Genomic DNA, 22,277 nt, shown 5'->3' with positions numbered 1-22,277 from the left:
CGCGGGCCCTGCCCGCCCGTCGGACGCGAGAGGGCTCCCGCAGCGACTGATCGCCGCGGGAGCCCTCTCTGCTCGGATCGCCCGGCTCAGCCGACCATCCAGCTCAGCACCGTGCTCTGCAGGTAGACCAAGGTGCAGACCACCAGCAGGAAGCCGAGCGACCAGGGCAGCACCTTCTTGAAGATCTCCGACTCCTGGCCCTCGAGCTTCACGGCGGTCGCCGCGATGGTGAGGGACTGCGGGGAGATCATCTTGCCGACCACGCCGCCGCTGGTGTTGGCCGCCAGCAGCAGGTTCGGATCCAGGCCGGCGTTGGTGGCGGCGGTGTGCTGCAGGTTCGAGAACAGGGCGTTGGCAGAGGTGTCCGAGCCGGTCACGGCCGTGCCCACCCAGCCGAGGGTCGGCGAGAGGAAGGCGAAGATCCCGCCGAGGGAGGCGAGGAACGTGCCGATCGCGATCGTCTGCCCGGAGAAGTTCATGACGTACGCGAGCGCGAGCACCAGCATGATCGTCAGCGCCGACCAGCGCATGCGGTAGAGGCAGGCCCCCGCGACGTCGAGCGCGGCCCCGAAGCCCAGTCGGTAGCGCCCGTTCTCGGTGAAGACCGTGTAGACGAGGGTCATGATGAGGCCCGCGATGACGAGCAGCGTGCCCGGGCTCGAGAGCCACGTCAGCTTGTAGACGGTGCCGGAGATCGGCTCCCCGGCGGCGTTCACGATGGCGCCGTCGGTCACCGGCCAGTGGAGCTTCAGATCGGTGCTGGCCAGGAGCGCGGGGATGTCGATGCCGAGGGTCCACAGCTTGCCGATGCCGAACACCGCGACGACAACGAGGTAGGGCAGGATCGCCATCCACACCCGGCCCGGCTTCAGCCGCGCCGACGGCTCCGGCTCCTCGATGCCGTTGCGCTGGCGATAGCCGGCGGCCCCGCGGGGCTTCCAGACCTGCAGGAACAGCACCACCGCGCCGAGGGACACGAGGCAGGCGACGACGTCGGTGAGCTCGTAGGAGAAGTGGTTGGAGGACCACCACTGCGCGGCGGCGAAGGAGATGCCGGCGACGATCGCGACCGGCCAGACATCCTTCACACCCTTCCAGCCGTCCAGCACCCACAGCAGGATCGTCGGGACGACGAGGGCCAGGAAGGGCGCCTGATGGCCGACGATCGCGCCGATCACCGCGGGATCCTCGCCCGTGAGTGCGCCGGCGGTGGTGATCGGGATGGCGACGGCGCCGAAGGCGACCGGCGCGGTGTTCGCGAGCAGCACGGCGACGGCCGCGCGCAGCGGCTTCACGCCGAGCGCGAGGATCATCGTCGCGGTGATCGCGACCGGCGCGCCGAAGCCCGCGAGCGCCTCGAGGAGGCCGCCGAAACAGAAGGCGATCAGGATCGCCTGGATGCGCACGTCGCCGCCGCCGATGCGGTCGAAGGTCAGGCGCAGATCCTCGAAGCGGCCCGAGCGCACCGTCAGCTCGTAGAACCACAGGGCGCCCACGATGATGTAGACGATCGGGAAGGCGCCGAACGCCGCGCCCTGCGTCGCCGACATCAGCGCGAGCGCGATCGGCATGCCGAAGCCGATCATCGCGACGAGCAGCGCCGCGAGCAGGGAGAGGGCGGCCGCGGTGTGCGTGCGCAGGCGCAGGCCGATCAGGAGGATGAAGAAGGTCAGCAGCGGGATCGTCGAGACCAGCGCGGACAGCGCGGTCGATCCGGCCACGGCCTCGGTCGATGGGGTGAAGGTGTCCACGGATCGTCTCCTCGTGCGCGATCGGCCGCGCCCGCCGAGGGGGCGGGACATCGCCGTCGATGCCGGTGGTGGGGAACGGATGCAGGGGTCTCGGAGGAGCGGGGCGATCCTGCATTGCCGCGGTGGGACCAGAGTGTAGCGTTGGCCTCCCCCCGTGATCGGCGAACGCTGCCGGCCCGCCCGGGATCCGCTCACCCGTCGTTCGCCCCGACCGGAGAAGGCAGCCCATGCGCATCGCCCTGTTCAGCACCTGCATCGTGGACGCGATGTATCCGCGCGTCGCCCGCGCCACCGTCGAGATCCTCGAGCGCCTGGGGCACGAGGTGGTCTTCCCCCCGGGGCAGACCTGCTGCTCCCAGATGCACGTCAACTCCGGCTACCTCGATGACGCCCATGCGATCGTGAAGAACCACGTGAAGGCGTTCTCCTCCTGGGACTACGACGTCGCGGTCGCCCCGTCGGCCAGCTGCGTCGTCTCCCTGCAGCACCAGCAGCCGATGGTCTGTCGGCGCGCCGGCGATGAGGCGCTCGCCGAGGCGGCCGAGGAGGTCGCCGGCCGCACCTTCGAGCTCTCGAAGCTGCTGATCGACGTCCTCGGCGTCACGGATGCGGCCGCGCAGCTCGGCTCCTACTTCCCCGAGACCGTCACCTTCCACTCGAGCTGCCACGGCATGCGGCACATGAAGCTCGGCTCGCGCCAGTCCGATCTGGTGCGCACCGTCGAGGGCGTGCAGTTCACCGAGCTGCCGGGGCTGGAGGAGTGCTGCGGGTTCGGCGGCACCTTCTCCTTCAAGAACGCCGACACCTCCGGGGCGATGGTCGACTCGAAGATCAGGAACATCGAGCGCACCGGCGCGCGCGTGTGCGCGGGCGGCGACGTCTCGTGCCTGATGAACATCGGCGGGGCGCTCAGCCGCGAGCAGATCCCCGTCAGCACCCTCCACTTCGCCCAGATCCTCGCGAGCACCCGGGAGAACCGCCTGCAGGTGAGCGGCCCGGTGGCGCTCGCCGAGACCGGACGGGGGCGCGCATGAGCACCGTCTCCCTCGGCATGCCCGGGATCCGCGCCTACGGCAGCGGCAACATCATCGCCGCAGAGTCCTTCCCGGACCGAGCGCCCCGCGAGCTCGCGAACCCCACCCTGCGCGGCAACCTCGACATGGCGATGCATAAAATCCGCACCAAGCGCGCGATCGTCGTCGGCGAGAAGGACGACTGGCAGCAGCTGCGCACGGCCGGATCCGAGATCAAGCAGAACGTGCTCGCGAACCTGCCCGAGCTGCTGGAGCGCTTCGAGGCGGAGTTCACCGCGCGCGGCGGCCACGTGCATTGGGCCCGCGACGCCGATGAGGCCAACCGCATCGTGCTCGATCTGATCCGCGCCGAGGGCGTCACCGAGGTCAACAAGATCAAGTCGATGGCGACCCAGGAGACCGGGCTCAACGAGCACCTCGAGGAGCACGGGATCACGGCGATCGAGACCGATCTCGCCGAGGCGATCGTGCAGCTGGGCCACGACACCCCGAGCCACATCCTCGTGCCCGCGATCCACCGCAACCGCACCGAGGTGCGCGACATCTTCCGCCGCGAGATCCCGGGCGTCAGCCCCGACCTCAGCGACGATCCCGCCGAGCTCGCCGAGGCCTCCCGCGTGCGGCTGCGGGAGATGTTCTTCCGCAATCGCGTCGCGATCTCCGGGGCGAACTTCGGGATCGCCGAGACGGGCACGCTGACGATCGTGGAGTCCGAGGGCAACGGCCGCATGTGCCTGACCATGCCCGACACCCTCATCACGCTGATGGGCATCGAGAAGGTGCTGCCGACCTTCGCCGATCTCGAGGTGTTCCTCCAGCTCCTGCCGCGCTCCTCGACGGGCGAGCGGATGAATCCGTACACCTCGATGTGGAGCGGGGTCACCCCGGGCGACGGCCCCCAGAACCTGCACGTCATCCTGCTGGACAACGGGCGCACGGAGGTGCTGCGCGACGAGGTGGGTCGCCAGGCCCTGCACTGCATCCGCTGCTCGGCCTGCCTGAACGTGTGCCCCGTGTTCGAGAAGACGGGCGGTCACGCCTACGGCTCGGTCTACCCCGGCCCGATCGGCGCGATCCTCTCCCCGCAGCTCACGGGCATCCACGCCGGGAAGAACAGCTCCCTGCCGTACGCCTCCTCGCTCTGCGGGGCCTGCTATGACGTGTGCCCGGTGAAGATCAACATCCCCGAGGTGCTCGTGCACCTGCGCGCGGAGGACGTCGACGCCAAGCACGGCAAGGCCGAGGACGCCCCCGGCGGCGCGAAACCCGCCCGCCGCAGCGCTCCCGACCAGATGGACGCGATCATGCTGGCCGCGAAGGCGATGTTCGCCTCCGGCACCCGCATGGGCCTCGCCGAGCGCGGCCTGCCTGCCGGAAAGCTCGTCGCGGGCCGCGACCAGGTGATCTCCACCCTGCCCGGCCTCATCGGCGGCTGGACGAAGTATCGCGACATCGACGCCCCGCCCAGCGAGGCGTTCCGCCACTGGTGGAAGAAGAATCGGCCGAAGGCAGACCGCCGTCGGCCCGACGGCACGGCGGTCGACGTGCTCGCGCTGATCGAGGAGAACCGCGGCGCCGCGCAGCGCCTCCACGAGCGCTTCACGGGGGCCGACGGACAGGGCCCGTCCTCCGCGGACCCCGCGCCCGAGGACGGCGGAGCCGCCGCGGAGGGCGGGGCGCCGTCGGCCCCGGCGGTCGACGATCGCGGGGAGGACGGCGATCTGTACTCGCGGCTGCTCGCCGTCGAGCGCGAGCAGATCCAGCGCGAGGAGGCCACGGGCCGTACCCTCGCCGACTACGCGCGCGGCACCGAGCAGGACGGGGAGGCCTGAGATGAGCAGCAGCGACAGCACGCCCAGCGCGAAGAGCGAGATCCTCGCCCGCATCCGCGGGGCCCTCGGAGGCGCGCCGACGCCGCCCGTCCCCTCCCGCCGCTACCAGCGCGAGGGCGCACTCAGCGCCGACGCGGTGCGCGAGCAGCTCATCGACCGGCTCGAGGACTACCGGGCGCGCGCGTTCGTGGAGACCCGCCAGACGCTCCCGGCTCGGATCGCCGAGCTGCTGGGGGAGGCCCGCACGTGCGTGATCCCCGTGGTGATCGACCGCTCCTGGCTCCCCGAGGGCGGCTTCTGGCAGTGGCGCGCCGACGGGGAGGGCGCCGTGCTCAGCGACGCCGAGCTCGATGCGACCGACGCGGTGCTGACCTCCTCGACGGTCTCCTGCTCCGAGACGGGGACGATCTTCCTCACCAGCGCCCCCGACGAGGGCCGCCGCGCGATCTCGCTCGTGCCCGACCACCACATCTGCGTGGTGCCCGCCGGCAGCATCGTGGAGCTGCTGCCGCAGGCGCTCGCGCGCGTGGACCCGGAGCGCCCGGTCACCATGTTCTCGGGGCCCTCGGCCACGTCAGACATCGAGCTGCAGCGCGTCGAAGGAGTGCACGGACCGCGGAAGCTGGACGTCATCATCCTGAAGGACTGAGCCTTGCGCGATTCCCAGAGGGTGCGGAGATCGCGGGAGAATCGTGGACGCAGGCGCACGCTCCCGTGCGCGCATCGACCACGAGAGGAAAACACCGCATGACCCCCACCCATGGAGCCCCCACCTCCATCCCCGCCTACCAGCAGACCGGCACCGGCCGCGGCACAGCGAGCCTGGTCCTGGGCATCTGCTCGGTTCTCGCGGGCTGGTTCGTGCTCGCCCCTGTGATCGGCCTGTACCTCGGCGTCTCCTCGCGGCGCCGTGAGCCGCTCGCCCAGGGCCGCGCGCTGTGGGGGATCATCCTCAACGGTGCGATGCTCCTGATCTGGGTCGTCCTGATCGCGGTGATCGTGGCGGTCGCCGGGATGGGCGGCATCGCCGCCATCGTCAACGGCAGCTGACACCGCCGCCCGGCATCACCTGGCCAGCCCCCCTCCGAATCTGCAGGTCTCCGGCCCGCTCAGGTACCTTTCCCGCGCGCGAGAGGTACCGGAGCGGGCCTCTGCGTGCGCCGACGGATGGCGAACGACTCGAGCCGACGTGCCTCCCCGCCGCCCGCCCCGCCTTGCCGCCCCCCGCTCCCTGGGGCATGATCTGCCTGAGACCGGCGGTACCACATACTGCCGCCGATGACCGATCGCGGAGAGGCAGAGCAGCCCCATGGGCAACCAGAGCACCTACACCGAGCACGTCACCCGAGTCCTCGCCGAGGATCGCGCGCACGAGGGCATCGGCACCGTCGCCGTCCTGACGTTCGCGCCGCAGGAGGGCTCCTCGCGCCCGGCCACCCTCGGCCCGCAGTCCCTCGAGGCGATCGCCCGCGCGCTCGAGACGGCGATCTCCCGGGCCGAGGCCGGCGAGATCCAGGCCCTCGCCCTCACCGGCACGGACCGCGTCTTCCTCGCCGGCGCGGATCTCGCGATGTTCGCCGACGACACCGCCTCCCGCGCCGTCTCCGCGATGACCGACCGCGCCCACGCCCTCCAGGTCGCGATGCGCGCGATCCCCGTCCCGGTCCTCGCGCACCTGAACGGCGCGACCCTCGGCGGCGGCCTCGAGGTCGCCCTCATGGCCGACATCCGCACCGCCGCCCCGGGCGTGCGGGGCATCGGCGTGCCCGAGACCAGCCTCGGCATCCTCCCCGGCTGGGGCGGCACCACGCTCCTGACCAGCGTCGTCGGCCCCGAGAACGGCGTGCGGATGATCCTCGAGGATCCCGCGCGCGACACGCAGCTCAGCGCCTCCGCCGCGCAGGAGCTCGGGCTCGTCGATGCCCTCGCGGGCGACCTCGACGCCGCCCTCGACGTGCTCGCCGCGCGCATGGCCGCGGGCGACCTCGAGCCCTCGGCCCGTCCCGACCCGATCCCTGCTGCCGATTCCGAGGAGGCCCGCGCCCTGCGCGCGGCGCTCGACGCGCCCCACAGCCCGGCCGAGAGCCGCCGCGAATGGGCACAGCGCATGCGCGAGGCCGGAGCGCCCGCGCTCTCGCGCGCCGTCGGCCTCCTCGACGCCCTGCCCGGTCGCACGCTCCCCGAGGCGCTCGCCGCTGAGGCCGAGGGACTCCTCGAGCTCGTCGCGAGCGACGGCGCCGCCGGATCGCTGTATGCCGCAGAGCTGCTGCGCCGCGGCAAGCCCGGACGCACCCCCGTGGAGGGCGCCCGCGCGATCCGGAAGGTCGGCGTCGCCGGCGCTGGCCTCATGGCCAGCCAGATCGCCGCGCAGCTCGCCCTCGGACTGCAGGTTCCCGTGGTGCTGCGCGACCTCGATGAGCAGATCGCGCAGAAGGGCCTGGCGCACGCCCGCGAGGTCATCGCGCAGGCCGCCGCCAAGGGCGCGCTGACCGAGGACGCCGCCCAGCAGGTCGCCGGCCTCCTCTCCGCGACGGTCGACGTCGCCGATCTCGCCGACTGCGACCTCGTGCTCGAAGCGGTCCCCGAGGTCCTCGCGATCAAGAAGTCCGTGTTCGCCGAGCTCGAAGGGGTCCTCGCCGAGGACGCGCTCCTCGTCACGAACACCTCCTCGCTCTCGGTCGCGGCGATGAGCGCGGATCTCGCGCACCCCGAGCGCGTCGTCGGACTGCACTTCTTCAACCCCGTCGCGAAGATGCCGCTCGTGGAGGTGATCAACGCCCCCGCCACGAACGAGGTCACCCTCGCGACCGGTCGCGAGGTGGTGCGCCGCTGCCGCAAGTTCGCGGTGGAGTCGGCCGACGCCCCCGGGTTCATCGTGAACCGCCTGCTGTTCCGCGTGCTCTGCGAGGTGCTCGCCTCCGTGGATGCGGGCGCGGATCCGGCCGAGGTCGACGCCTCGATCGACGAGATGGGCCTGCCGATGCGCCCCTTCGCCCTGCTCGATCTCGTCGGCACGGGCGTGGCGGACCACGTCGGCCGGGTGCTCGCAGAGGAGCTCGGCACCACGCGCTTCCCGATCTCGAAGGGCCTGGCGGCGATGGTGGAGCAGAAGAAGTCGTTCACCGTGCGGGCGAAGGACCAGGTGCACCCCGCCGTCAGCGACGAGGTCGCCCCCGTGTTCGCCGCCGCGAACGAGGGCGCCGAAGAGACGGGCGCGGGCGCGCCCGTCGGCCCGGATCTGCTCGCCGCCGTGCAGCGGGGCCTGGCGGAGGAGGTCGGCCTGATGCTGTCCGAGGGGGTCGTGGAGCGGCCTGAGCAGATCGACCTCGCGATGATCCTCGGCGCCGGGTACCCGCGCCATCGCGGCGGCCTCACGCCGTACCTCGATCAGTGCGGTGCGGCGCAGGATGCCACCGGTTCCCGTTTCCACGGGGAGCGGTTCGCGCACTGATCCGAGGCGCGCGGTGACCCCGCGAATGCGCCCCTGGCCTGCGGCCCCGTCTCATTCCGAGAGGCGGGGCCGCCGCCAGACCGGGCGATCTGTCCGATTTCACAGCCCGTCGGACCCCAAGGGCAGGTAAAGTGACGGGCAGTCTGCCCCCATGGGCGCCCCCGACGGCGCCCCGTCCGCACTCCCGCGATCCGCCCGGAAGGTCTCCTGCCGATGAGCCGAACCGCCGCGAGCGCTCTGCGCCCTCGAGCCGCGATGGTGCGCGCTCGCGGAGCGGCAGCAGCGGCGGCGGCGGTCCTCGCGCTCGCCGGCTGCGGCACGGCGACGACCTACGAGCGCACGCCCACGGAGGCCACCGCCGGCACCGCGACCGCGCAGGAGCCCTCCTCGGAAGCGGCCACTGCGGCGCCGGAGGCCTCCAGTGCCGCTTGGCCCTCGGAGACGTCCGCGCCGCGAAGCACCCGCCCGGCATCGGAATCCGCGAGCGACACCGTCGGGCCGACGGATGCCGGCCTCGAGTCCGGAGGCGCTCCCGTCATCCCCGCGACCTGGTCGGGGACGCTCCTGACGGAGCCGAGCTGGCCCGCCCCGGAGGGGCAGAGCGCCAGCACGCTCCTCGGGGAGGTCCTCTACGAGGGGCAGACCCGCGTCGAGGCGAACGATCTCTCCCAGATGGAGTCCACGCACACCGTCCACCTCGGCGGGGCCGAGTTCAGCACCCAGTGCAACCAGGCCGTCTCCATGGCGCAGGGGGCGATCACCTGCCAGCTGCTCCCCGCGGATCCCGCCGTCCAGGCGAGCACCTCGCAGCTGCTGCTGGCCCCGGCGCCGTATGCGCACAGCCTGCTGCTCACACGGGCCCCCGGCAGCGCCACCGCCCCCATGACGCTCCCCACGGGCGTTCCCGTGATCCTCGCGCCGGTCCGCGACGCGCAGCTCGAACCGGTCACCGTGCTCACAGAGGTCGCTCCGGCGCAGATCGAGCAGTCCCTCGTCCAGGGCGCGCTGCTCTCCCAGGTCGCGGACGGCGAGATCACCCAGATGCCCACGGCCGTGTGCACTCTCGAGAGCGGCGGCGCGCAGGCGACCTGCGTGCTCACCGGCACGCCCGACGGCGGGGCCGACGGCGTCTGGCACGGAGCGCTGCACTCGAGCATCGACGGCGAGCCCGTGATGGTGTTCGGCCGCCTGCCTGCACAGCGCTGACACCTGCCCAGCGCTGACATCTGCCCAGCGCTGACATCTGCCCAGCGCTGACATCTGCCCAACGCTGACACGTCCTCCCGCTGACGCCTCCGCGCGCTGACGCTCCCGCCGCGTCAGCCCTGCTGCGTCTGCGCCCAGTGCTCGAGCCGGCTGATGGCTTCCCGCAGCGTCTCGCGGTCCTTGCAGAATGCGAACCGCACCCAGCTGCGCAGATGATCGCCCTCGCCGGGCCGCAGGAACGCGCTCACGGGGATCGCGACGACCCCCGCCTCCTCCGGCAGGCGCTCGCAGAGCTCCGCGGCGTCCTGCGCCCCGAGCGGTGAGAGGTCGGCCAGCACGAAGTAGCCGGCGTCCGGCACGCTGACGCGCGCGCCGATGTCGCGCAGCCCTGCGACGAGCAGGTCGCGCCGGGCGCGCAGGTCCTCGCGGATCTCCGCGTAGTCCGCATCCGGCAGGGCCAGGCCGGCCGCGACCGCGCCCTGGAACGGGGCGCCGCTGGTGAACGTCAGCCACTGCTTGATGCCGGTGATCGCGGCGATCAGCGGCGCCGGCGCGCACGCCCAGCCGATCTTCCAGCCCGTCACCGAGAACGTCTTGCCCGCGGAGGAGACGGTGATGGTCCGCTCGCGCGCCCTGGGGAGCGTCGCGACCGGCACGTGCGCGCCCTCGAGCACGAGGTGCTCGTAGACCTCGTCGGTGAGGATCAGGGCGTCGTGCGCGGTCGCCTCCTCGACGATCGCGGAGAGCACCGCCGGATCGAGCACGATGCCGGTGGGATTGTGCGGGGAGTTCACGATGACCAGGCGCGTGCGGTCGGTGAACGCGCAGCGCAGCTCCTCGAGGTCCACGCCGAGGCGCACGCCCCTCGCCCGGCCATCGCCGCCCTCCTCGCCCAGCTCCCGGATCGCCACGGTGCGGTGGATCCCGCCGGCCAGCGCGATGAGCGCCCCGTAGGCGTCGTACCAGGGGGCGAGTGTCAGGACCTCATCGCCGGGGCGCACGAGGCCGAGGATCGCGGAGGCGAGCGCCTCGGTCGCCCCGGTGGTCACGAGCACGTCGGTCGCGGGGTCGACGTCCAGTCCGTAGAAGCGCCGCTGGTGCTCGGCGATGGCCGCGCGCAGGGCGGGGGCGCCCGGTCCCGGCGGGTACTGGTTCACGCCCTCGCGGATCGCGCGCACGGCGGCGTCGGCGACGGCAGCGGGCGGATCGGTGTCGGGGAAGCCCTGGCCGAGATTCATGGCCCCGAGCTGCGCCGCGCGCGCCGACATCCGCGCGAAGATCGTCGGCTGCGGGACGGATCCGGCGAGCAGCCCAGCGCCCGCTGCGGCGCGCTGCCAGGGGAGGGCCGACGTCGCGGGGAGCGGTGATGCGGGAGGGGCGTCCATGCAGGCAGTGTCGCAGGTGGGGCGGTGAAAAGTTACGGCGAGCCCCCGACCTGCGGAAACGTTCTCGCAACTGCGCGGGTGGCCGATCCGGACGCGCGATCCTGCCTAGACTCCCGGGGTGTAAGGCCTCGGCCTGGCACTGGCGTCTTGGGTGGGGGTCCGAGACGCCGAGCGGCAGCGGCCCGCGCACGCACCTTGGTGCAGCGCGGGCCGCTCGTCTGTTCTCAGGGCTCAGCCCGTCAGCCCCCGAGCTGTGCCTTCTCGCGCACCTGGCGCTGGATCCGGCCCAGCATCGCGGCCATGCCGCGCAGCCGCAGCGGCGAGACTACCTCCGCGAGCCCCATCTCCTCGGTGATGTCCGCGGGGACGCCCGCGACCTCGGCGGCGCTCAGAGCGTCGAGGCCCTCGGCGAGGATGCCCGCGAAGCCGCGCGTCGTCGGCGCTTCCGGGGGAGCGGAGAAGAACAGGCGCACGGGGGCGTCCGCTCCGGTGCCCCCGACCTCGGTGAGCAGGAAGATCGGGGACTGGCACTCGGGGACGCCCTCCAGCAGCTCCGGGTGCTCCCGGTACCGCTCCGGCAGCTCAGGGAGCCCGTCGGAGAACTCGAGCAGCAGCTGCAGGCGGTCCTTCGGGGCCATCGCCCGGAAGTCCTCTGCGATCTCCGCCAGCGCCGCCGGCACAGCGCCCGTGGTCTCCGCGCCGCGTGCGCCCGTGCCCTCAGCGCCCGCGCTCATCGCCGCGCTCCTGCGGGGATCTCGCCGGGCTCCTCGCCGATCGCGATCGGCAGCCCCACGCCGTTGCCCCACTCGGTCCACGAGCCGTCGTAGTTGCGGGCGCTGGCGAAGCCCAGCAGGTAGGTGAGCACGAACCAGGAGTGGCTGGAGCGCTCGCCGATACGGCAGTAGGCGATGACGGGCTCGGCAGGGTCCATGCCCTGCTCGGTCAGGTAGATCTGCTCGAGCTCCGCGCGCGAGCGGAAGCGGCCGTCCTCGCGGGCGGCCTTCGCCCACGGCACCGAGCGCGCCCCGGGGATGTGGCCGCCGCGGACGGCCCCCTCCTGGGGGTAATCGGGCATGTGGAGGCGCTCGCCGCTGTACTCCTGCGGGGAGCGCACGTCGATGAGCTGGCCGCCGAGGAAGCCGAGCACGTCCTCGCGGAACGCGCGGATCGGGGCGTCGCTGCGCGTCGGCACCGGGTAGGGGGCCGGGGCGGGGGAGGGCTCCTCACGGGTGAGCTCGCGACCCTCGGCCTGCCAGGCGGCGCGGCCGCCGTCGAGCAGGCGCACGTCGGCGTGGCCGAACAGCTCGAACACCCACAGGGCGTACGCGGCCCACCAGTTGGACTTGTCGCCGTAGACCACGATCGTCGTCTCCGGGGTGATGCCGCTGCGCTCCATGAGCGCGGCGAACGCCTCGGGGCTCACGTAGTCGCGCGTGACCGGGTCGTTGAGGTCGAGGTGCCAGTCGATGCCCACGGCGCCGGGGATGTGCCCGGTCGCGTACAGCAGGACGTCCTCGTCGGACTCGACGACCGCGAGGTCCTCCGTGCCCACGAGGTCGAGGTGCTCGGCGAGCCAGGCCGTGCTCACCAGCTTCTCGGGATGCGCGTAGTCGGCGAAGTCGGGGGCGGGGTCGAGAGGGGCTGGCACAGGGATCACCTCGGGGGATCTGGCGTCGGAAGCGGTTCGTCCCTCGAGTCTGCCTGCCCCGCCTGTGCGCGTCACGCCGGGGTGACGCGCACAGCAGGGGTGTTCGCTACGAGGCGAAGGGCGCGAACGCGGCGGCTGCCGCACCCGAGCCGCCGCCCGCCGCGAGCGCCGCCTGCAGCAGCAGGCGGGCCTGGGCAGGGCGCAGCAGCCCGGCCATGGTGCAGCCCCGGGCGATCAGGTCGACCTCGGATCCCGGGTAGTCGTAGTGGTGCGTGGAGGTGCCGCCGCGGGGGATGCGGGTCGCGACCACCACCGGCACCCCGGCCTCCGTGAGCGCTGCGAGCCGCGGCACGGCGGGGGCGCTCACGTGGCCCATCCCGGAGCCGATCACCACGAGCCCGGCGATCGCACCCGGGGCGATCTGGTCGAGCAGCTCCCCGTCGTCTCCGAGGCCGAGCGCGATCACGGGCACGCGCGGAAGGGACTCCGGCAGGTCAGCGCCCAGCGGCACGGGCCGCGGGCTGACGGGCCGGCGCAGCAGCTGCACCTGCGCGCCGTCGACCAGGGCGAGCGGGCCGCCCGGCTCGGAGGCGAACGCGGAGACCGAGCGGGAGGATCCCTTGGTGACGCGATCGGCGAGGTGCAGGGCGCCGTCGAACGCCACGAGCACGCCGAGACCGCGCACGGCGTCGGAGGCGGCCGCGCGCACCGCGTCGCGCAGGTTCGCGGGCCCGTCGGCCCCCGGAGCGTTCGCGGGGCGCATCGCGCCGGTCAGCACGAGCGGGGCGTCCTCGTCCCAGTAACGGTTCAGCAGGTATGCCGACTCCTCCAGCGTGTCCGTGCCGTGGGTGAGCACCACCCCGCGCGCACCCGCGCGCACGGCCTCGCGCGCCGCCTCGAGGACGGCCGCGAGGTGCGCCGGCCGGACCGATGGAGAGCCGACGTTCGCGATCGCCCGGTGGGTGAGGGCGATGCCCGGCACGAGCGCCTGAGCCGACGCCGCGACCTGCGCGTTCGCGGCGTCAGGGGTGGCGCGGCTGCCCGTCTCGTCGGCCGTCATGAAGATGGTGCCGCCGAGCGACAGCACCGTCACGGCGTCAGCGGCGATGGGAGCCGTCCTCCAGGACGCTGGCGCGCAGGGGAGCCGTGGCGCCTGCGTCGTCGCGCGCCTCGAAGGCCACGTCCATGGCGCCGCCGGCGTAGGCGCGATCCGCGACGGGAGCGGCGGCGTACTGCACGACGGGCTTGCCGCCGGCCTCTGCGTACGCGCTGCCGCTCACCGCGAGGCGGTCCTGGGCCTCGGTGCGGACGGTGCGGTCGCCGAGGACGATCTCGAAGAAGCCGTCGCCCGTGCTGCGCGCGGACTCGAAGGGCCCCCAGACCTCCGCGCCGTTGAGCTGGACGATCACACCGCGCAGCTCGGCGGCCAGAGCGCCGGTGGCACGCGCGGGATCGATGAGGACGGTCGGCATCGCACCGGTGTGGCGCTGAGTCGCGGTGGACAGGCCCAGCCGCGCCATCTGGTCGGCGAAGAGGCCGGCCAGCAGCGGCTTCGGCCCGGGCTGCTGCACCGCGGCGGTGCGGGAGTCAGTGCTCATCTGGGTGCTCATCGTCGTGCTCCTGGTTCGTGGGGCCTGCGGGTTCGTGGGGCCGGTCGGTCGCCGGCGCGTGCTCACCGCCCAACTCTGGCACATCCGGCCGACGAACGAGGCCCGACGGATCGGGCCCGTCTCCTCTCGCGCTCAGAGCGCCCGCTCCAGGCGCACGAGCATCTCGTCGTGACCGGTGTGGGGGAACATGTCGACCAGTCGCGCGGCCGTGATGCGGTACGAGGGCATCGCGGCGAGATCGGCGGCGAGGGTCGCCGGGTTGCAGCTCGAATAGATGAGGTGCGGGACCCCGGAGCCCTCGAGGAAAGCGGCGAGGCGCTCGCCGATGCCGCGGCGCGGCGGGTTCACGATGATCGCCTCCGGCGGCCCGGTGCGCTCGGCCTGCTCGATCGCCCAGGAGGTCGCGTCGGCCGCATGGAAGGCGAGGCGGGAGCCGGTGAGAGGGGAGTCGGCGGCGGTCTCCTGTGCGGAGGCGATGGCCTCCCGGGAGATCTCCACGCCCGTGATCTCGACGTCCGGGATCTTTACGCCTGCGATCTCGACCCGGTCGCCTGCCGCGGTGCCCTCCAGAGCCCGGGCGCAGTGCAGCGCGAACCCGCCGACGCCGCAGTACAGGTCCCACACGCGCGCCGGGCGCAGCTGCGCGATCCAGCGTCCCACCTGCGCATACAAGGCGGCGGCCACGGCTGTGTTCGTCTGGACGAAGGAGCCCGGGCGCACGCGCAGGTCGACCTCTGCGCCCGGCCCGAGGCCATCCATCCGCATCAGCAGAGCGTGCTCGCCGGCGAGGTGGATCTCCTCGGGCCCGGTGAGCACGGCCTTGTGCTCGGGGTGGAGGTTCGCGGTGACCACGCGCAGGGAGGGCTGCGCGGCGAGCAGCGCGGGGAGGTGCTCGCGGATCCGGGGCAGGGGTGCGCCTGTGCGCAGCACGAGGCGGAGCATGTGCTCCCCGGCAGGGGAGGTCGTGACCAGCACGTTCTTCAGCTCGCCGCGGCGCCGGGCGACGCTGTACGGCGGCACCTGCGCGCGGCGGATGAGGGCGCGCACGCCCTCGAGCAGCTCCTCGACGCCGGGCAGGTAGAGGGGGCAGTCCACGAGGTCCGAGCCCGGACCCTCGCCGCTGCCGCCGGGGCCTGTGCCGGGCTCCGGCAGGATGCCGAGGACGGGCTCGGCCGCCGTGCCGGTGACGACCATCTTCGCGGTCGCTCGGAAGCGGGAGTCCGCGCTGGTCACGGGAGCGCCCCACACGTCGGCCCCCGCCGCGGCGAAGGGGGCGAGCAGCTCCCGATAGCGCGCTTCGGCGTCGCTGATCTGCCGCTCGTGGGGCACGCGGATCAGCGTGCAGGAGCGGCAGCGTCCGGCATCGAAGTGGTGGCACTGCACCCGGGGAGTCTAGGGGCTGCACCCTGAGTGGTACCGTTACCCCGTACCAGTTCACAGCAGGAAGGGGCCCGCACCATGTCGATCAGCGCAAGCGAGGCGCGCAAGACTCTGTTCCCGCTCATCGAGCGCGTGAACGAGGATCGCGACGCCGTCGAGATCGTCTCCCGCAAGGGCAATGCCGTCCTTATGCCGGCCGACGAGTACGCCGCCTGGCAGGAGACCGCGTACCTGTTCCGCTCGCCCGCCAACGCCCGTCGCCTCCTCGACGCCTACGACCGCGCCCGCGCCGGGAAGACCCAGGTGCACGAGCTCGACCGCTCTGACGAGGACGACTGAGTGCGCCTGGTCTGGGACGCATCCGCCTGGGAGGACTACACGCACTGGCAGACAGCTGATCGAAGAGTGCTGAAGCGCATCAACACCCTCATCGACGCGTGCCTGCGGGAGCCGTTCTCGGGGATCGGCAAGCCCGAGCAGCTCAAGTACGGCGCGCAGGGATCGTGGTCGAGGCGCATCACCGATGAGCACAGGCTCGTCTATCTCGTCGACGGCGAGGACCTTGTGATCCTGCAGGCCCGCTATCACTACTGAGGCAGGTGCCGCGCAGCGCGTTCCGCATGCCAGACTCGCCGCATGATCACTCGCCAGCAGCAGCGCGTGGTGGACGCGGCGCTCCAGGAGCTCGACCGTCTCACCGGAAATGACCTCCACACCGTGGCGGCGGCCGCGATGGACACCGAGGGACGGATCCATACCGGCGTGAACGTCTTCCACTTCACTGGCGGGCCGTGCGCCAAGCTCACGGCTCTCGGCCAAGCCGCCGGGGCGCCGCTCGTCACGATGGTGGCGGTGGCCGACGTCGGGCGCGGCGCGATCCCGCCGTGCGGGCGCTGCCGACAGGTGCTCCTCGACCAGCATCCCGACTGCGACGTCATCCTCCCGATCGATGGAACCCTCGCGGCAGTGCCGGTGCGGAAGCTGCTGCCCTACTCGTACACCGTTGCCGCGGATGCGCTGGGCCGGATCATCCGCTTCCACCCGCGCTATTACGAGGCGGTCCTCGATGGCACAAAGACGGCGACCACGCGCTTCGACGAGCCCTGCGCTGCGGGGCCGGCGTGGCTGCTCTTCGAGTTCGACGAGGGGTACAGGAGGCTGCGCGCCAGCGTCGACTCCGTGACCCCGAAGCGCTTCGATCAGATCACCGATGAGGATGCCCAGCGGGAAGGGTGCGAGACGGCGGCCGAGCTCCAGGACCTGCTGCGCACTCACTATCCCGAGATCCGAGACGACGCGGTCGTGGAGGTCGTCCGATTCCGCCTGGAGGGGGAGGGCTGACCCGCAGACGGGCCGTCGTTCGTTGACCGCCGGGCATAGCGTACGTACGCTCCATGTCAGTTAATAACTGACGAGGTGACCCGAATGCTCTTCGCGCTTCCCGAGCTGAGCGAGGCCGATGCCCAGGTCCTGGCAGCGATCGATGAGATGCGCCAGGCTCTGCGGTTCTCGCTGTCGCGGCCCCGTCGCTGGCGCGGCACCCTGCGCCGGCAGAGCCTTGCCCGTGCGGTGCGGGGCTCCAACAGCATCGAGGGCATCGAGGTCACCGATGATGAAGCCCTCGCGATCGTCAGCGGAGAATCGGACCAGGTGTCCATCGATCCCACCTGGCTCGCGGTCAAGGGGTACAGCGACGCGATGACGTATCTCCACGCCGTCGCCCGGCGACCTGGAGCGCCCCTGGACGAGTCGACGCTGCTGGCACTGCACTTCATGGTGCAGAGCTATGACCTGGATCGTCGGCCCGGGGAGTACCGCAGAGGCGAGATCTTCGTGCGGGACGACGATGCTCGTGAGGTGGTCTACGCGGGCCCCGAGCCGGCGGACGTTCCAGGCCTGATGGCCGAGTACACGCAGGATCTCGCGCGGCTCGCAGGAAGCGGGGTCCATCCGCTCCTGCAGGGGGCGATGGCCCACCTGAACCTCGTGATGATCCATCCCTTCGCCGACGGCAACGGCCGCATGGCCCGGATCGTGCAGTCCTTCATGCTCTACCGGGAGCAGGTCGATGAGGCCGAGCTCGTCAGCATCGAGGAGCATCTGGGCCGCAGTGCCCAGGCCTACTACGACGTCCTGGCGCGGGTCGGGGGTGGCCAGTGGTCGCCGCAGCGGGACGCCTCGGAGTGGATCGAGTTCGTGCTGGCGGCCCACTACCGGCAGGTGCGCACGGTGCAGAGACGGATCTGGGTGCTCGACCGGATCGCCGAGAAGGTGGACGAGCTGGTCGATGCCGGCCACATGCCCGCGCGCAGCTCGGCGGCGATGGAACTGGCGCTCTCCGGCTGGAGGATCCGCAACGCGACGTACCGGGATCTCGCGGAGGTCAGCGCGAACGTCGCATCGCGAGAGCTGAACGCCCTGGTCGACGCCGGTCTGCTGAAGCGGCACGGACAGAAGCGGGGCACCTGGTACAGCCCGGCCGATGACCTCGCCGCCTGGATCGACGGGGTGCAGGCACAGGCAGCAGCTCGCTTCGAGGAGGCAGAGGATCCCTATCGGATGCTGCGGCGCGGCGGGCGGCTGGTGCCCGCGAGCGCCGCTAGCTGAGGACCCTCCTCACCCCCGCCCCCGCGTCACCCGCGCCGTCGCGACCGCGGTCCACGGATCCTCCGGCCACGGGTGCTTCGGGTAGCGCCCCCGCATCTCCTTGCGCACCTGCTGATACGGCCCGTTCCAGAACGACTCGAGATCGTCGGTGACCGCGAGGGGCCGGCGGGCGGGCGAGAGCAGGTGGAAGAGCACGGGCACGCGCCCGTCGACCAGGCGCGGGGTGACGGAGAGGCCGAACAGCTCCTGCAGCTTCACCGCGACGACGGGGCGGCCGTCTTCTGCATCCGGAGCCGGGTAGTCGATCCGGGCGCTTCCGCCCGACGGCACAGCCAGCCGTTCGGGCGCCAGTTCTCCGAGGCGCGCGGCCTCGGGCCAGGGCAGCAGACGCTGCAGCGCCGTGGTCACGTCGATGCCGCGCAGCGAGCCGCCAGGTCGCAGACGGGCGAGATCGGGCCCGAGCCATTCGTGGAGCCGATCGAGCAGCGCGGCATCGTCCATCGCGGGCCACGGCGCGCCGAGCTCCCGGTGGATCAGTCCCAGCCGCCCGCGCAGGCTCTTCGCGGCATCGCTCCAGGTCAGGGCCTCGAGCCCCGTCTCCCGCAGGTGCGCGGCGAAGGCGGGCGCGAGGTCCTCCTCGCGGGCGCCGACGGGCGTATCGGCCAGCACGATCGCGCCGAGCCGCCGCTGTGCGCGAACGCGCACGGCGCCGTCCTCCACTCGCGCGATCCGCTCCTCGCGCAGCAGGGCACTCCCGATCCCGAGGGCGTCGTCTGCGTCGAGGGGTGCGGCCGCGCGGATCACGGCGCCGGTGCCGTCGGCCGCACGCCCCTCGGCGCGCTGCACCTCGCTGATCGCGAGCCACGCGCTGCCGATCAGACCGGACCCCTCGGGCAGCGCGGCGCGTGTGCCGCTCGCGAGCAGGTATGACCGGCTCGCGGCTCCGGTGCGCCGGGCGATCCAGTCGGGGCGCGCCCGGGCGATGACCGCGCCCGCCGCATCAGCGCCGACGGCACCCGGCCCCTCGCCCGCCCGGTTCGCCCCGAGCTCCCGCCGCGCGATCCGCTCAAGGCGCTCCGCCTCCCGCCGCCAGCGCGCCGCCCCGGGCGCGCGCCCACTGCGCAGCTCGCGCAGCAGCGCGGGCACGTCGGCGCCGCGAGTGCGGTGGTCGTCCGAGATCGCGGCGATGACCTCGGCGGCCCCGCGCGGATCGGCGGTCGCGCGAGCGGTCTCCAGCAGCGCCCGCGCCTCGCGCACCCCGACGGGGAGCTGCGCCACGCGCGCCCCGAGCGCGCTCGCCCGGCCGTCCGCCTCCGTGAGCCCGAGCGCGGTGAGCACCTCGAGGGCCTGGAGCACGGACGCGGCGGGCGGGGGAGTGAGCAGCGCGAGATCCGTGCGCACCTCCTCGCTCCTGGCCGTCCCGCTCCCATCCACCCGCCACGGCGTGCCCCAGGCGGCGAGCAGCAGGGCGGCGTCGGTGAGGTCGGCCGCGGAGATCTCCGGGGGAGCCGACGGGCGCATGCGCGCGGCGTCGGCCTCGGTGCACAGCCGCACGGCGCGGCCGGGGCCCTGGCGGGCCGCGCGACCGGCCCGCTGCTCGATGCTCGCGCGCGAGGCGCTCACGGTGACCAGGCCCGTCATGTCGCGGCCCTGGTCGCGCCGCACCTCCCGCGACAGCGCCGCATCGATCACGAGCCGCACCCCGGGCACGGTCAGCGAGCTCTCGGCGAGCGCGGTCGCGACGATGATCCGCGCTGGGCCTGACGCATGGCCCGCGGTCGCGCGATCCTGCTCGGCGGGGGAGAGGCGGCCGTGCAGAGGAAGCACCTCGAGCTCCGGGGCGAGAGCGCGCACGCGCCGCACCACCTCATCGACATCCCGGGCCGAGGGCAGGAACACGAGCGCGTCAGCGCTGCTCATTCCGGCGCCGCCCCCGTCGGCCCCTCCCTCCTCGCGCTGACAGCGCACTGCGACCTCGGCGACATGGTCGAGGAATCCCGGGGTCACCCCGCGCGCATCCAGCCGTGGCGCCGCGCTCGGCGCGTAGTCGATGCGCAGCGGGTGCAGCGGGGCGGGCACGTGCAGCACGGCCGCGCCGCCGAGAAGATCCGCGACGGCGGCCGCATCCAGCGTCGCCGACATCGCCACGACCAGAAGATCCTCCCGCAGAGCCCGCACCTCGGCGAGCATCCCCAGCAGCAGATCGGTATCGAGAGAGCGCTCGTGGACCTCGTCCAGGATCACCGCGCCGATGCCCTCGAGCTCCGGGTCCGCGAGCAGGCGCCGCAGCAGCACGCCCGGGGTGAGCGACTCGATCCGCGTGGCCGCGGAGACCTTCCGCTCCCCGCGCACGGTGAAGCCCGACGGTCCGCCGATCGCGGTCCCGTCGAGCTGCGCGATGCGCCGCGCCGCGGCGCGCACGGCCACGCGGCGGGGCTGGGTGAGCAGCACCTGGCCGGGCACGAGGTTCGCCAGCAGCGGCGGCACGAAGGTGGTCTTGCCGGTGCCGGGCGGCGCGGTGACGACCATCGCGCCCGACCGCGCCCCGGCCTCGAGCTCTGCGCGGGCGCCCGCGACGGGCAGTCCGGCGCCGATGGCGGCGAGGTCGAAGGCGTGCGGGGCGGGCATGGGGTCCATCGTCTCGCGCTCCACCGACATCCGCGCTCAGTCGATGAGGTCGAACTCCACCTGGTCCGCGCACACGCTGGTCACCGAGAGGGTCCATTCGCCCGCCGCGATGGTGTCGCCGACGTGCGCGGTCTCGATCGGCGTGGTCCGCTCGCCGCTGGTGGCCTCGAGATCCGCGCCGCCGTCAGCCGTGACGCCGAGGAGGCTCACCTGCAGGGAGTGCCCGCCGCGCTCCGGCAGCGCGGGGCTGGTCGGCTCGCCCGGGCGCACGAGGTAGGCGCCCTCGTACGTGCAGGGATCCGCGAGCTCCATCGGCTGCGCGGGCGGGGTGACGGGGAGCTTCTCGGCGCCCGACGGAGAAGCAGGGGCCGACGGGCCCGAGGCGCCGGGCGCCTCCGCAGTCCCCGTCGCCGTGCCGTCGGACGCTGCGCCGTCGGCCGCTGCGCTCGCAGTCCCCGACGCGCTAGCCCCGGTGCCGTCGGCCGTTCCCGCCCCGTCGGACGATCCTGCACTTCCCGCGCAGCCCGCAGCGAGCACCGTCACGACGGCAGCGGCGCTGAGCGCGCGGACGAATCGGAATCGAACGGCACAGGGTGCAGGCACAGGAAGGTCCTTCAGGTGGGGGGCTGGGGCGAGGGGCAGGCCGTCCACCGTACCGGAGGCCTCTCCCGGCCCGCCTGCCACACTGGACGCGGCCGATCCCGCGGCCCGAACCGCCCCACACCCCAGGAGAACGCCATGGCAGCGCAGAACCCCGGCACGCCCCGCGTCCCGAGGCCGTCCCCGCGCGCGCTCGCCGGCAAGGCGAAGCCCGCCCTCAAGGTGCGGCCCGTGGACTGGACCGCGACCGGTGCCCGCCCGTCGGCCACCAGCCCTGCCCCGTCGGCGACCGGAGCAGGCCCGTCGGCGCCCGGCGCAGCCCCGTCGACATCCCGCAAGCAGACCCCGGCGACTCCTGGCCCCGCGCCTCGCCCCCGCCCGCGCGCCCGCACCGTCGAGCTGCCGCGCCCCCTCCCGGCCCCGCCGGCAGGCGCCGTGCATTCCCTGCAGCCGTCGGACCCGCGGCCGAACCTGCGTCCCCTCACGATCGACGAGGGCGAGATCCGCACGGTCGGCGTCTTCGGGCTCACGAGCGAGCAGGTGATCGAGGTCGTCGCCGATCCGGAGGAGGCCTGGACCGCGGATGCAGGCACCTCCGACCACTTCCTGCGCGGGGCTCTCGTGGTGCAGGTGCGCCGGGCCGACAACGCCGTGATCGGCGCGTTCTCCGCCCGCTACGCACTCTCAGTGCGCCCGGAGGAATACGAGAGCGCCCTCGATATCGCCGACGACGCCGCTGGCCGCTCGGCCCGCGGCGGCCGCGGCACGCGCCACCCCACGACCCGTCGCGAGCTCATCGACCGGATGGAGGAGGCCGGGTTCGTCATCACCGCGGGCGCTTCCCACGGGCGCGTCAGCCACCCGAAGCACCCGGGCCTGTTCGTGCCGCTCGCGAGCACCCCGTCGGACGTCCGCTTCACCCGGCACGCGGTCGCGCAGATCCGTCGCGTCTTCGGCATCGACCTGCGGCGCTGAGGGGACAGAGGCGCAGCCTCAGCGCCCGCCCGCTCGATCGAGGTGTTCCGTGCCGTCGGAATGCGCCATTCATTCCGACGTCCAGGAACACCTCGATCCGGAGGGTCTCCTCGTTCCGACGCCAAGGAACACCTCGATCCGGAGGCCCCCAGGTCCGCTGGCCGGGTCCG

Annotated in this window: 20 protein-coding genes; 11 read left to right on the top strand and 9 right to left on the bottom strand. The window is 73.0% G+C overall.

Annotation, left to right across the window (positions count from 1 at the left end; translation table 11 throughout):
- Positions 1 to 86 precede the first annotated feature (86 nt).
- The gene (locus Bequi_RS13805) at positions 87 to 1,751 is read right to left on the bottom strand and encodes an L-lactate permease (RefSeq protein ID WP_249738517.1); all 1,665 of its coding nucleotides are present in this window, start codon (positions 1,749 to 1,751) and stop codon (positions 87 to 89) included.
- A 227-nt stretch (positions 1,752 to 1,978) separates the two neighbouring features.
- On the opposite strand from Bequi_RS13805, the gene Bequi_RS13800 reads away from it, so the two are divergent.
- The 6 genes from Bequi_RS13800 (at position 1,979) to Bequi_RS13775 (ending at position 9,274) form a co-directional block, all read left to right on the top strand.
- A complete protein-coding gene (locus Bequi_RS13800) occupies positions 1,979 to 2,785 on the top strand; it encodes a (Fe-S)-binding protein (protein ID WP_249738516.1) in 807 nt (268 codons plus the stop codon).
- Positions 2,782 to 4,617, top strand: coding sequence for a lactate utilization protein B (locus Bequi_RS13795; RefSeq protein WP_249738515.1), 1,836 nt, complete (start codon positions 2,782 to 2,784; stop codon positions 4,615 to 4,617). The genes Bequi_RS13800 and Bequi_RS13795 overlap by 4 nt, the downstream gene beginning before the upstream one ends.
- A 1-nt stretch (position 4,618) precedes the next feature.
- Positions 4,619 to 5,266: a LutC/YkgG family protein gene (locus Bequi_RS13790; RefSeq protein WP_249738514.1), complete on the top strand. Its 648-nt coding sequence runs from the start codon at positions 4,619 to 4,621 to the stop codon at positions 5,264 to 5,266.
- A gap of 98 nt (positions 5,267 to 5,364) precedes the next feature.
- Entirely contained in the window at positions 5,365 to 5,667 is a 303-nt protein-coding gene (locus Bequi_RS13785) for a hypothetical protein (RefSeq protein WP_249738513.1), read from the top strand.
- A gap of 259 nt (positions 5,668 to 5,926) precedes the next feature.
- The gene (locus tag Bequi_RS13780; protein ID WP_249738512.1) at positions 5,927 to 8,068 is read left to right on the top strand and encodes a 3-hydroxyacyl-CoA dehydrogenase NAD-binding domain-containing protein; all 2,142 of its coding nucleotides are present in this window, start codon (positions 5,927 to 5,929) and stop codon (positions 8,066 to 8,068) included.
- A gap of 213 nt (positions 8,069 to 8,281) precedes the next feature.
- Complete coding sequence (locus Bequi_RS13775) at positions 8,282 to 9,274, top strand: hypothetical protein (RefSeq protein ID WP_249738511.1); 993 nt, start codon at positions 8,282 to 8,284, stop codon at positions 9,272 to 9,274.
- A gap of 113 nt (positions 9,275 to 9,387) precedes the next feature.
- Here the strand turns inward: Bequi_RS13775 and Bequi_RS13770 are convergent, their stop codons facing one another.
- The 6 genes from Bequi_RS13770 to Bequi_RS13745 form a co-directional block, all read right to left on the bottom strand.
- Complete coding sequence (locus Bequi_RS13770) at positions 9,388 to 10,659, bottom strand: aminotransferase class I/II-fold pyridoxal phosphate-dependent enzyme (protein ID WP_249738510.1); 1,272 nt, start codon at positions 10,657 to 10,659, stop codon at positions 9,388 to 9,390.
- A 239-nt stretch (positions 10,660 to 10,898) separates the two neighbouring features.
- On the bottom strand, positions 10,899 to 11,393 hold the full coding sequence (locus tag Bequi_RS13765; protein ID WP_249738509.1) for a SufE family protein: 495 nt from the start codon (positions 11,391 to 11,393) through the stop codon (positions 10,899 to 10,901).
- Positions 11,390 to 12,307, bottom strand: coding sequence for a sulfurtransferase (locus tag Bequi_RS13760; protein ID WP_249738508.1), 918 nt, complete (start codon positions 12,305 to 12,307; stop codon positions 11,390 to 11,392). Before Bequi_RS13760 ends, Bequi_RS13765 begins: the two co-directional genes overlap by 4 nt.
- 106 nt (positions 12,308 to 12,413) lie before the next feature.
- Positions 12,414 to 13,400 (bottom strand): asparaginase, encoded by a 987-nt coding sequence (locus tag Bequi_RS13755; RefSeq protein WP_249738507.1) that lies wholly within the window; start codon positions 13,398 to 13,400, stop codon positions 12,414 to 12,416.
- 4 nt (positions 13,401 to 13,404) lie between these two features.
- A complete protein-coding gene (locus Bequi_RS13750) occupies positions 13,405 to 13,917 on the bottom strand; it encodes a hypothetical protein (RefSeq protein ID WP_249738506.1) in 513 nt (170 codons plus the stop codon).
- Positions 13,918 to 14,049: 132 nt separating this feature from the next.
- Positions 14,050 to 15,300 (bottom strand): methyltransferase domain-containing protein, encoded by a 1,251-nt coding sequence (locus Bequi_RS13745; protein ID WP_249738505.1) that lies wholly within the window; start codon positions 15,298 to 15,300, stop codon positions 14,050 to 14,052.
- A gap of 75 nt (positions 15,301 to 15,375) precedes the next feature.
- Between Bequi_RS13745 and Bequi_RS13740 the strand changes: the two genes are divergently transcribed.
- The 4 genes from Bequi_RS13740 (at position 15,376) to Bequi_RS13725 (ending at position 17,904) form a co-directional block, all read left to right on the top strand.
- Positions 15,376 to 15,636: a type II toxin-antitoxin system Phd/YefM family antitoxin gene (locus Bequi_RS13740; protein ID WP_249738504.1), complete on the top strand. Its 261-nt coding sequence runs from the start codon at positions 15,376 to 15,378 to the stop codon at positions 15,634 to 15,636.
- The gene (locus tag Bequi_RS13735; RefSeq protein WP_249738503.1) at positions 15,637 to 15,891 is read left to right on the top strand and encodes a Txe/YoeB family addiction module toxin; all 255 of its coding nucleotides are present in this window, start codon (positions 15,637 to 15,639) and stop codon (positions 15,889 to 15,891) included.
- 42 nt (positions 15,892 to 15,933) lie between these two features.
- Positions 15,934 to 16,638: an ASCH domain-containing protein gene (locus Bequi_RS13730; protein ID WP_249738502.1), complete on the top strand. Its 705-nt coding sequence runs from the start codon at positions 15,934 to 15,936 to the stop codon at positions 16,636 to 16,638.
- An 84-nt stretch (positions 16,639 to 16,722) separates the two neighbouring features.
- The gene (locus Bequi_RS13725; protein WP_249738525.1) at positions 16,723 to 17,904 is read left to right on the top strand and encodes a Fic family protein; all 1,182 of its coding nucleotides are present in this window, start codon (positions 16,723 to 16,725) and stop codon (positions 17,902 to 17,904) included.
- Positions 17,905 to 17,913: 9 nt separating this feature from the next.
- Here Bequi_RS13725 and hrpB read toward each other — a convergent pair whose 3' ends face one another.
- Together hrpB and Bequi_RS13715 are read right to left on the bottom strand one after the other, a co-directional pair.
- Complete coding sequence (gene hrpB, locus Bequi_RS13720; RefSeq protein WP_249738501.1) at positions 17,914 to 20,532, bottom strand: ATP-dependent helicase HrpB; 2,619 nt, start codon at positions 20,530 to 20,532, stop codon at positions 17,914 to 17,916.
- 36 nt (positions 20,533 to 20,568) lie between these two features.
- A complete protein-coding gene (locus Bequi_RS13715) occupies positions 20,569 to 21,135 on the bottom strand; it encodes a hypothetical protein (RefSeq protein ID WP_249738500.1) in 567 nt (188 codons plus the stop codon).
- Positions 21,136 to 21,270: 135 nt separating this feature from the next.
- Between Bequi_RS13715 and Bequi_RS13710 the strand changes: the two genes are divergently transcribed.
- Positions 21,271 to 22,107, top strand: coding sequence for a hypothetical protein (locus Bequi_RS13710; RefSeq protein WP_249738499.1), 837 nt, complete (start codon positions 21,271 to 21,273; stop codon positions 22,105 to 22,107).
- Positions 22,108 to 22,277 lie beyond the last annotated feature (170 nt).

This window comes from Brachybacterium equifaecis, from assembly GCF_023509525.1.
In the GTDB taxonomy this organism is placed as follows: Bacteria; Actinomycetota; Actinomycetes; order Actinomycetales; family Dermabacteraceae; genus Brachybacterium; species Brachybacterium equifaecis.
This window is presented reverse-complemented; position numbering and strand designations above follow the sequence as displayed.

Bases quoted from the DNA above. Each gene is read 5' to 3' on its own strand.
- Bequi_RS13800 (WP_249738516.1), top strand. From the start codon at position 1,979: ATGCGCATCGCCCTGTTCAGCACCTGCATCGTGGACGCGATGTATCCG.
- Bequi_RS13795 (WP_249738515.1), top strand. From the start codon at position 2,782: ATGAGCACCGTCTCCCTCGGCATGCCCGGGATCCGCGCCTACGGCAGC.
- Bequi_RS13790 (WP_249738514.1), top strand. From the start codon at position 4,619: ATGAGCAGCAGCGACAGCACGCCCAGCGCGAAGAGCGAGATCCTCGCC.
- Bequi_RS13785 (WP_249738513.1), top strand. From the start codon at position 5,365: ATGACCCCCACCCATGGAGCCCCCACCTCCATCCCCGCCTACCAGCAG.
- Bequi_RS13780 (WP_249738512.1), top strand. From the start codon at position 5,927: ATGGGCAACCAGAGCACCTACACCGAGCACGTCACCCGAGTCCTCGCC.
- Bequi_RS13775 (WP_249738511.1), top strand. From the start codon at position 8,282: ATGAGCCGAACCGCCGCGAGCGCTCTGCGCCCTCGAGCCGCGATGGTG.
- Bequi_RS13770 (WP_249738510.1), bottom strand. From the start codon at position 10,659: ATGGACGCCCCTCCCGCATCACCGCTCCCCGCGACGTCGGCCCTCCCC.
- Bequi_RS13765 (WP_249738509.1), bottom strand. From the start codon at position 11,393: ATGAGCGCGGGCGCTGAGGGCACGGGCGCACGCGGCGCGGAGACCACG.
- Bequi_RS13750 (WP_249738506.1), bottom strand. From the start codon at position 13,917: ATGAGCACCCAGATGAGCACTGACTCCCGCACCGCCGCGGTGCAGCAG.
- Bequi_RS13740 (WP_249738504.1), top strand. From the start codon at position 15,376: ATGTCGATCAGCGCAAGCGAGGCGCGCAAGACTCTGTTCCCGCTCATC.
- Bequi_RS13730 (WP_249738502.1), top strand. From the start codon at position 15,934: ATGATCACTCGCCAGCAGCAGCGCGTGGTGGACGCGGCGCTCCAGGAG.
- Bequi_RS13725 (WP_249738525.1), top strand. From the start codon at position 16,723: ATGCTCTTCGCGCTTCCCGAGCTGAGCGAGGCCGATGCCCAGGTCCTG.
- hrpB (WP_249738501.1), bottom strand. From the start codon at position 20,532: ATGCCCGCCCCGCACGCCTTCGACCTCGCCGCCATCGGCGCCGGACTG.
- Bequi_RS13710 (WP_249738499.1), top strand. From the start codon at position 21,271: ATGGCAGCGCAGAACCCCGGCACGCCCCGCGTCCCGAGGCCGTCCCCG.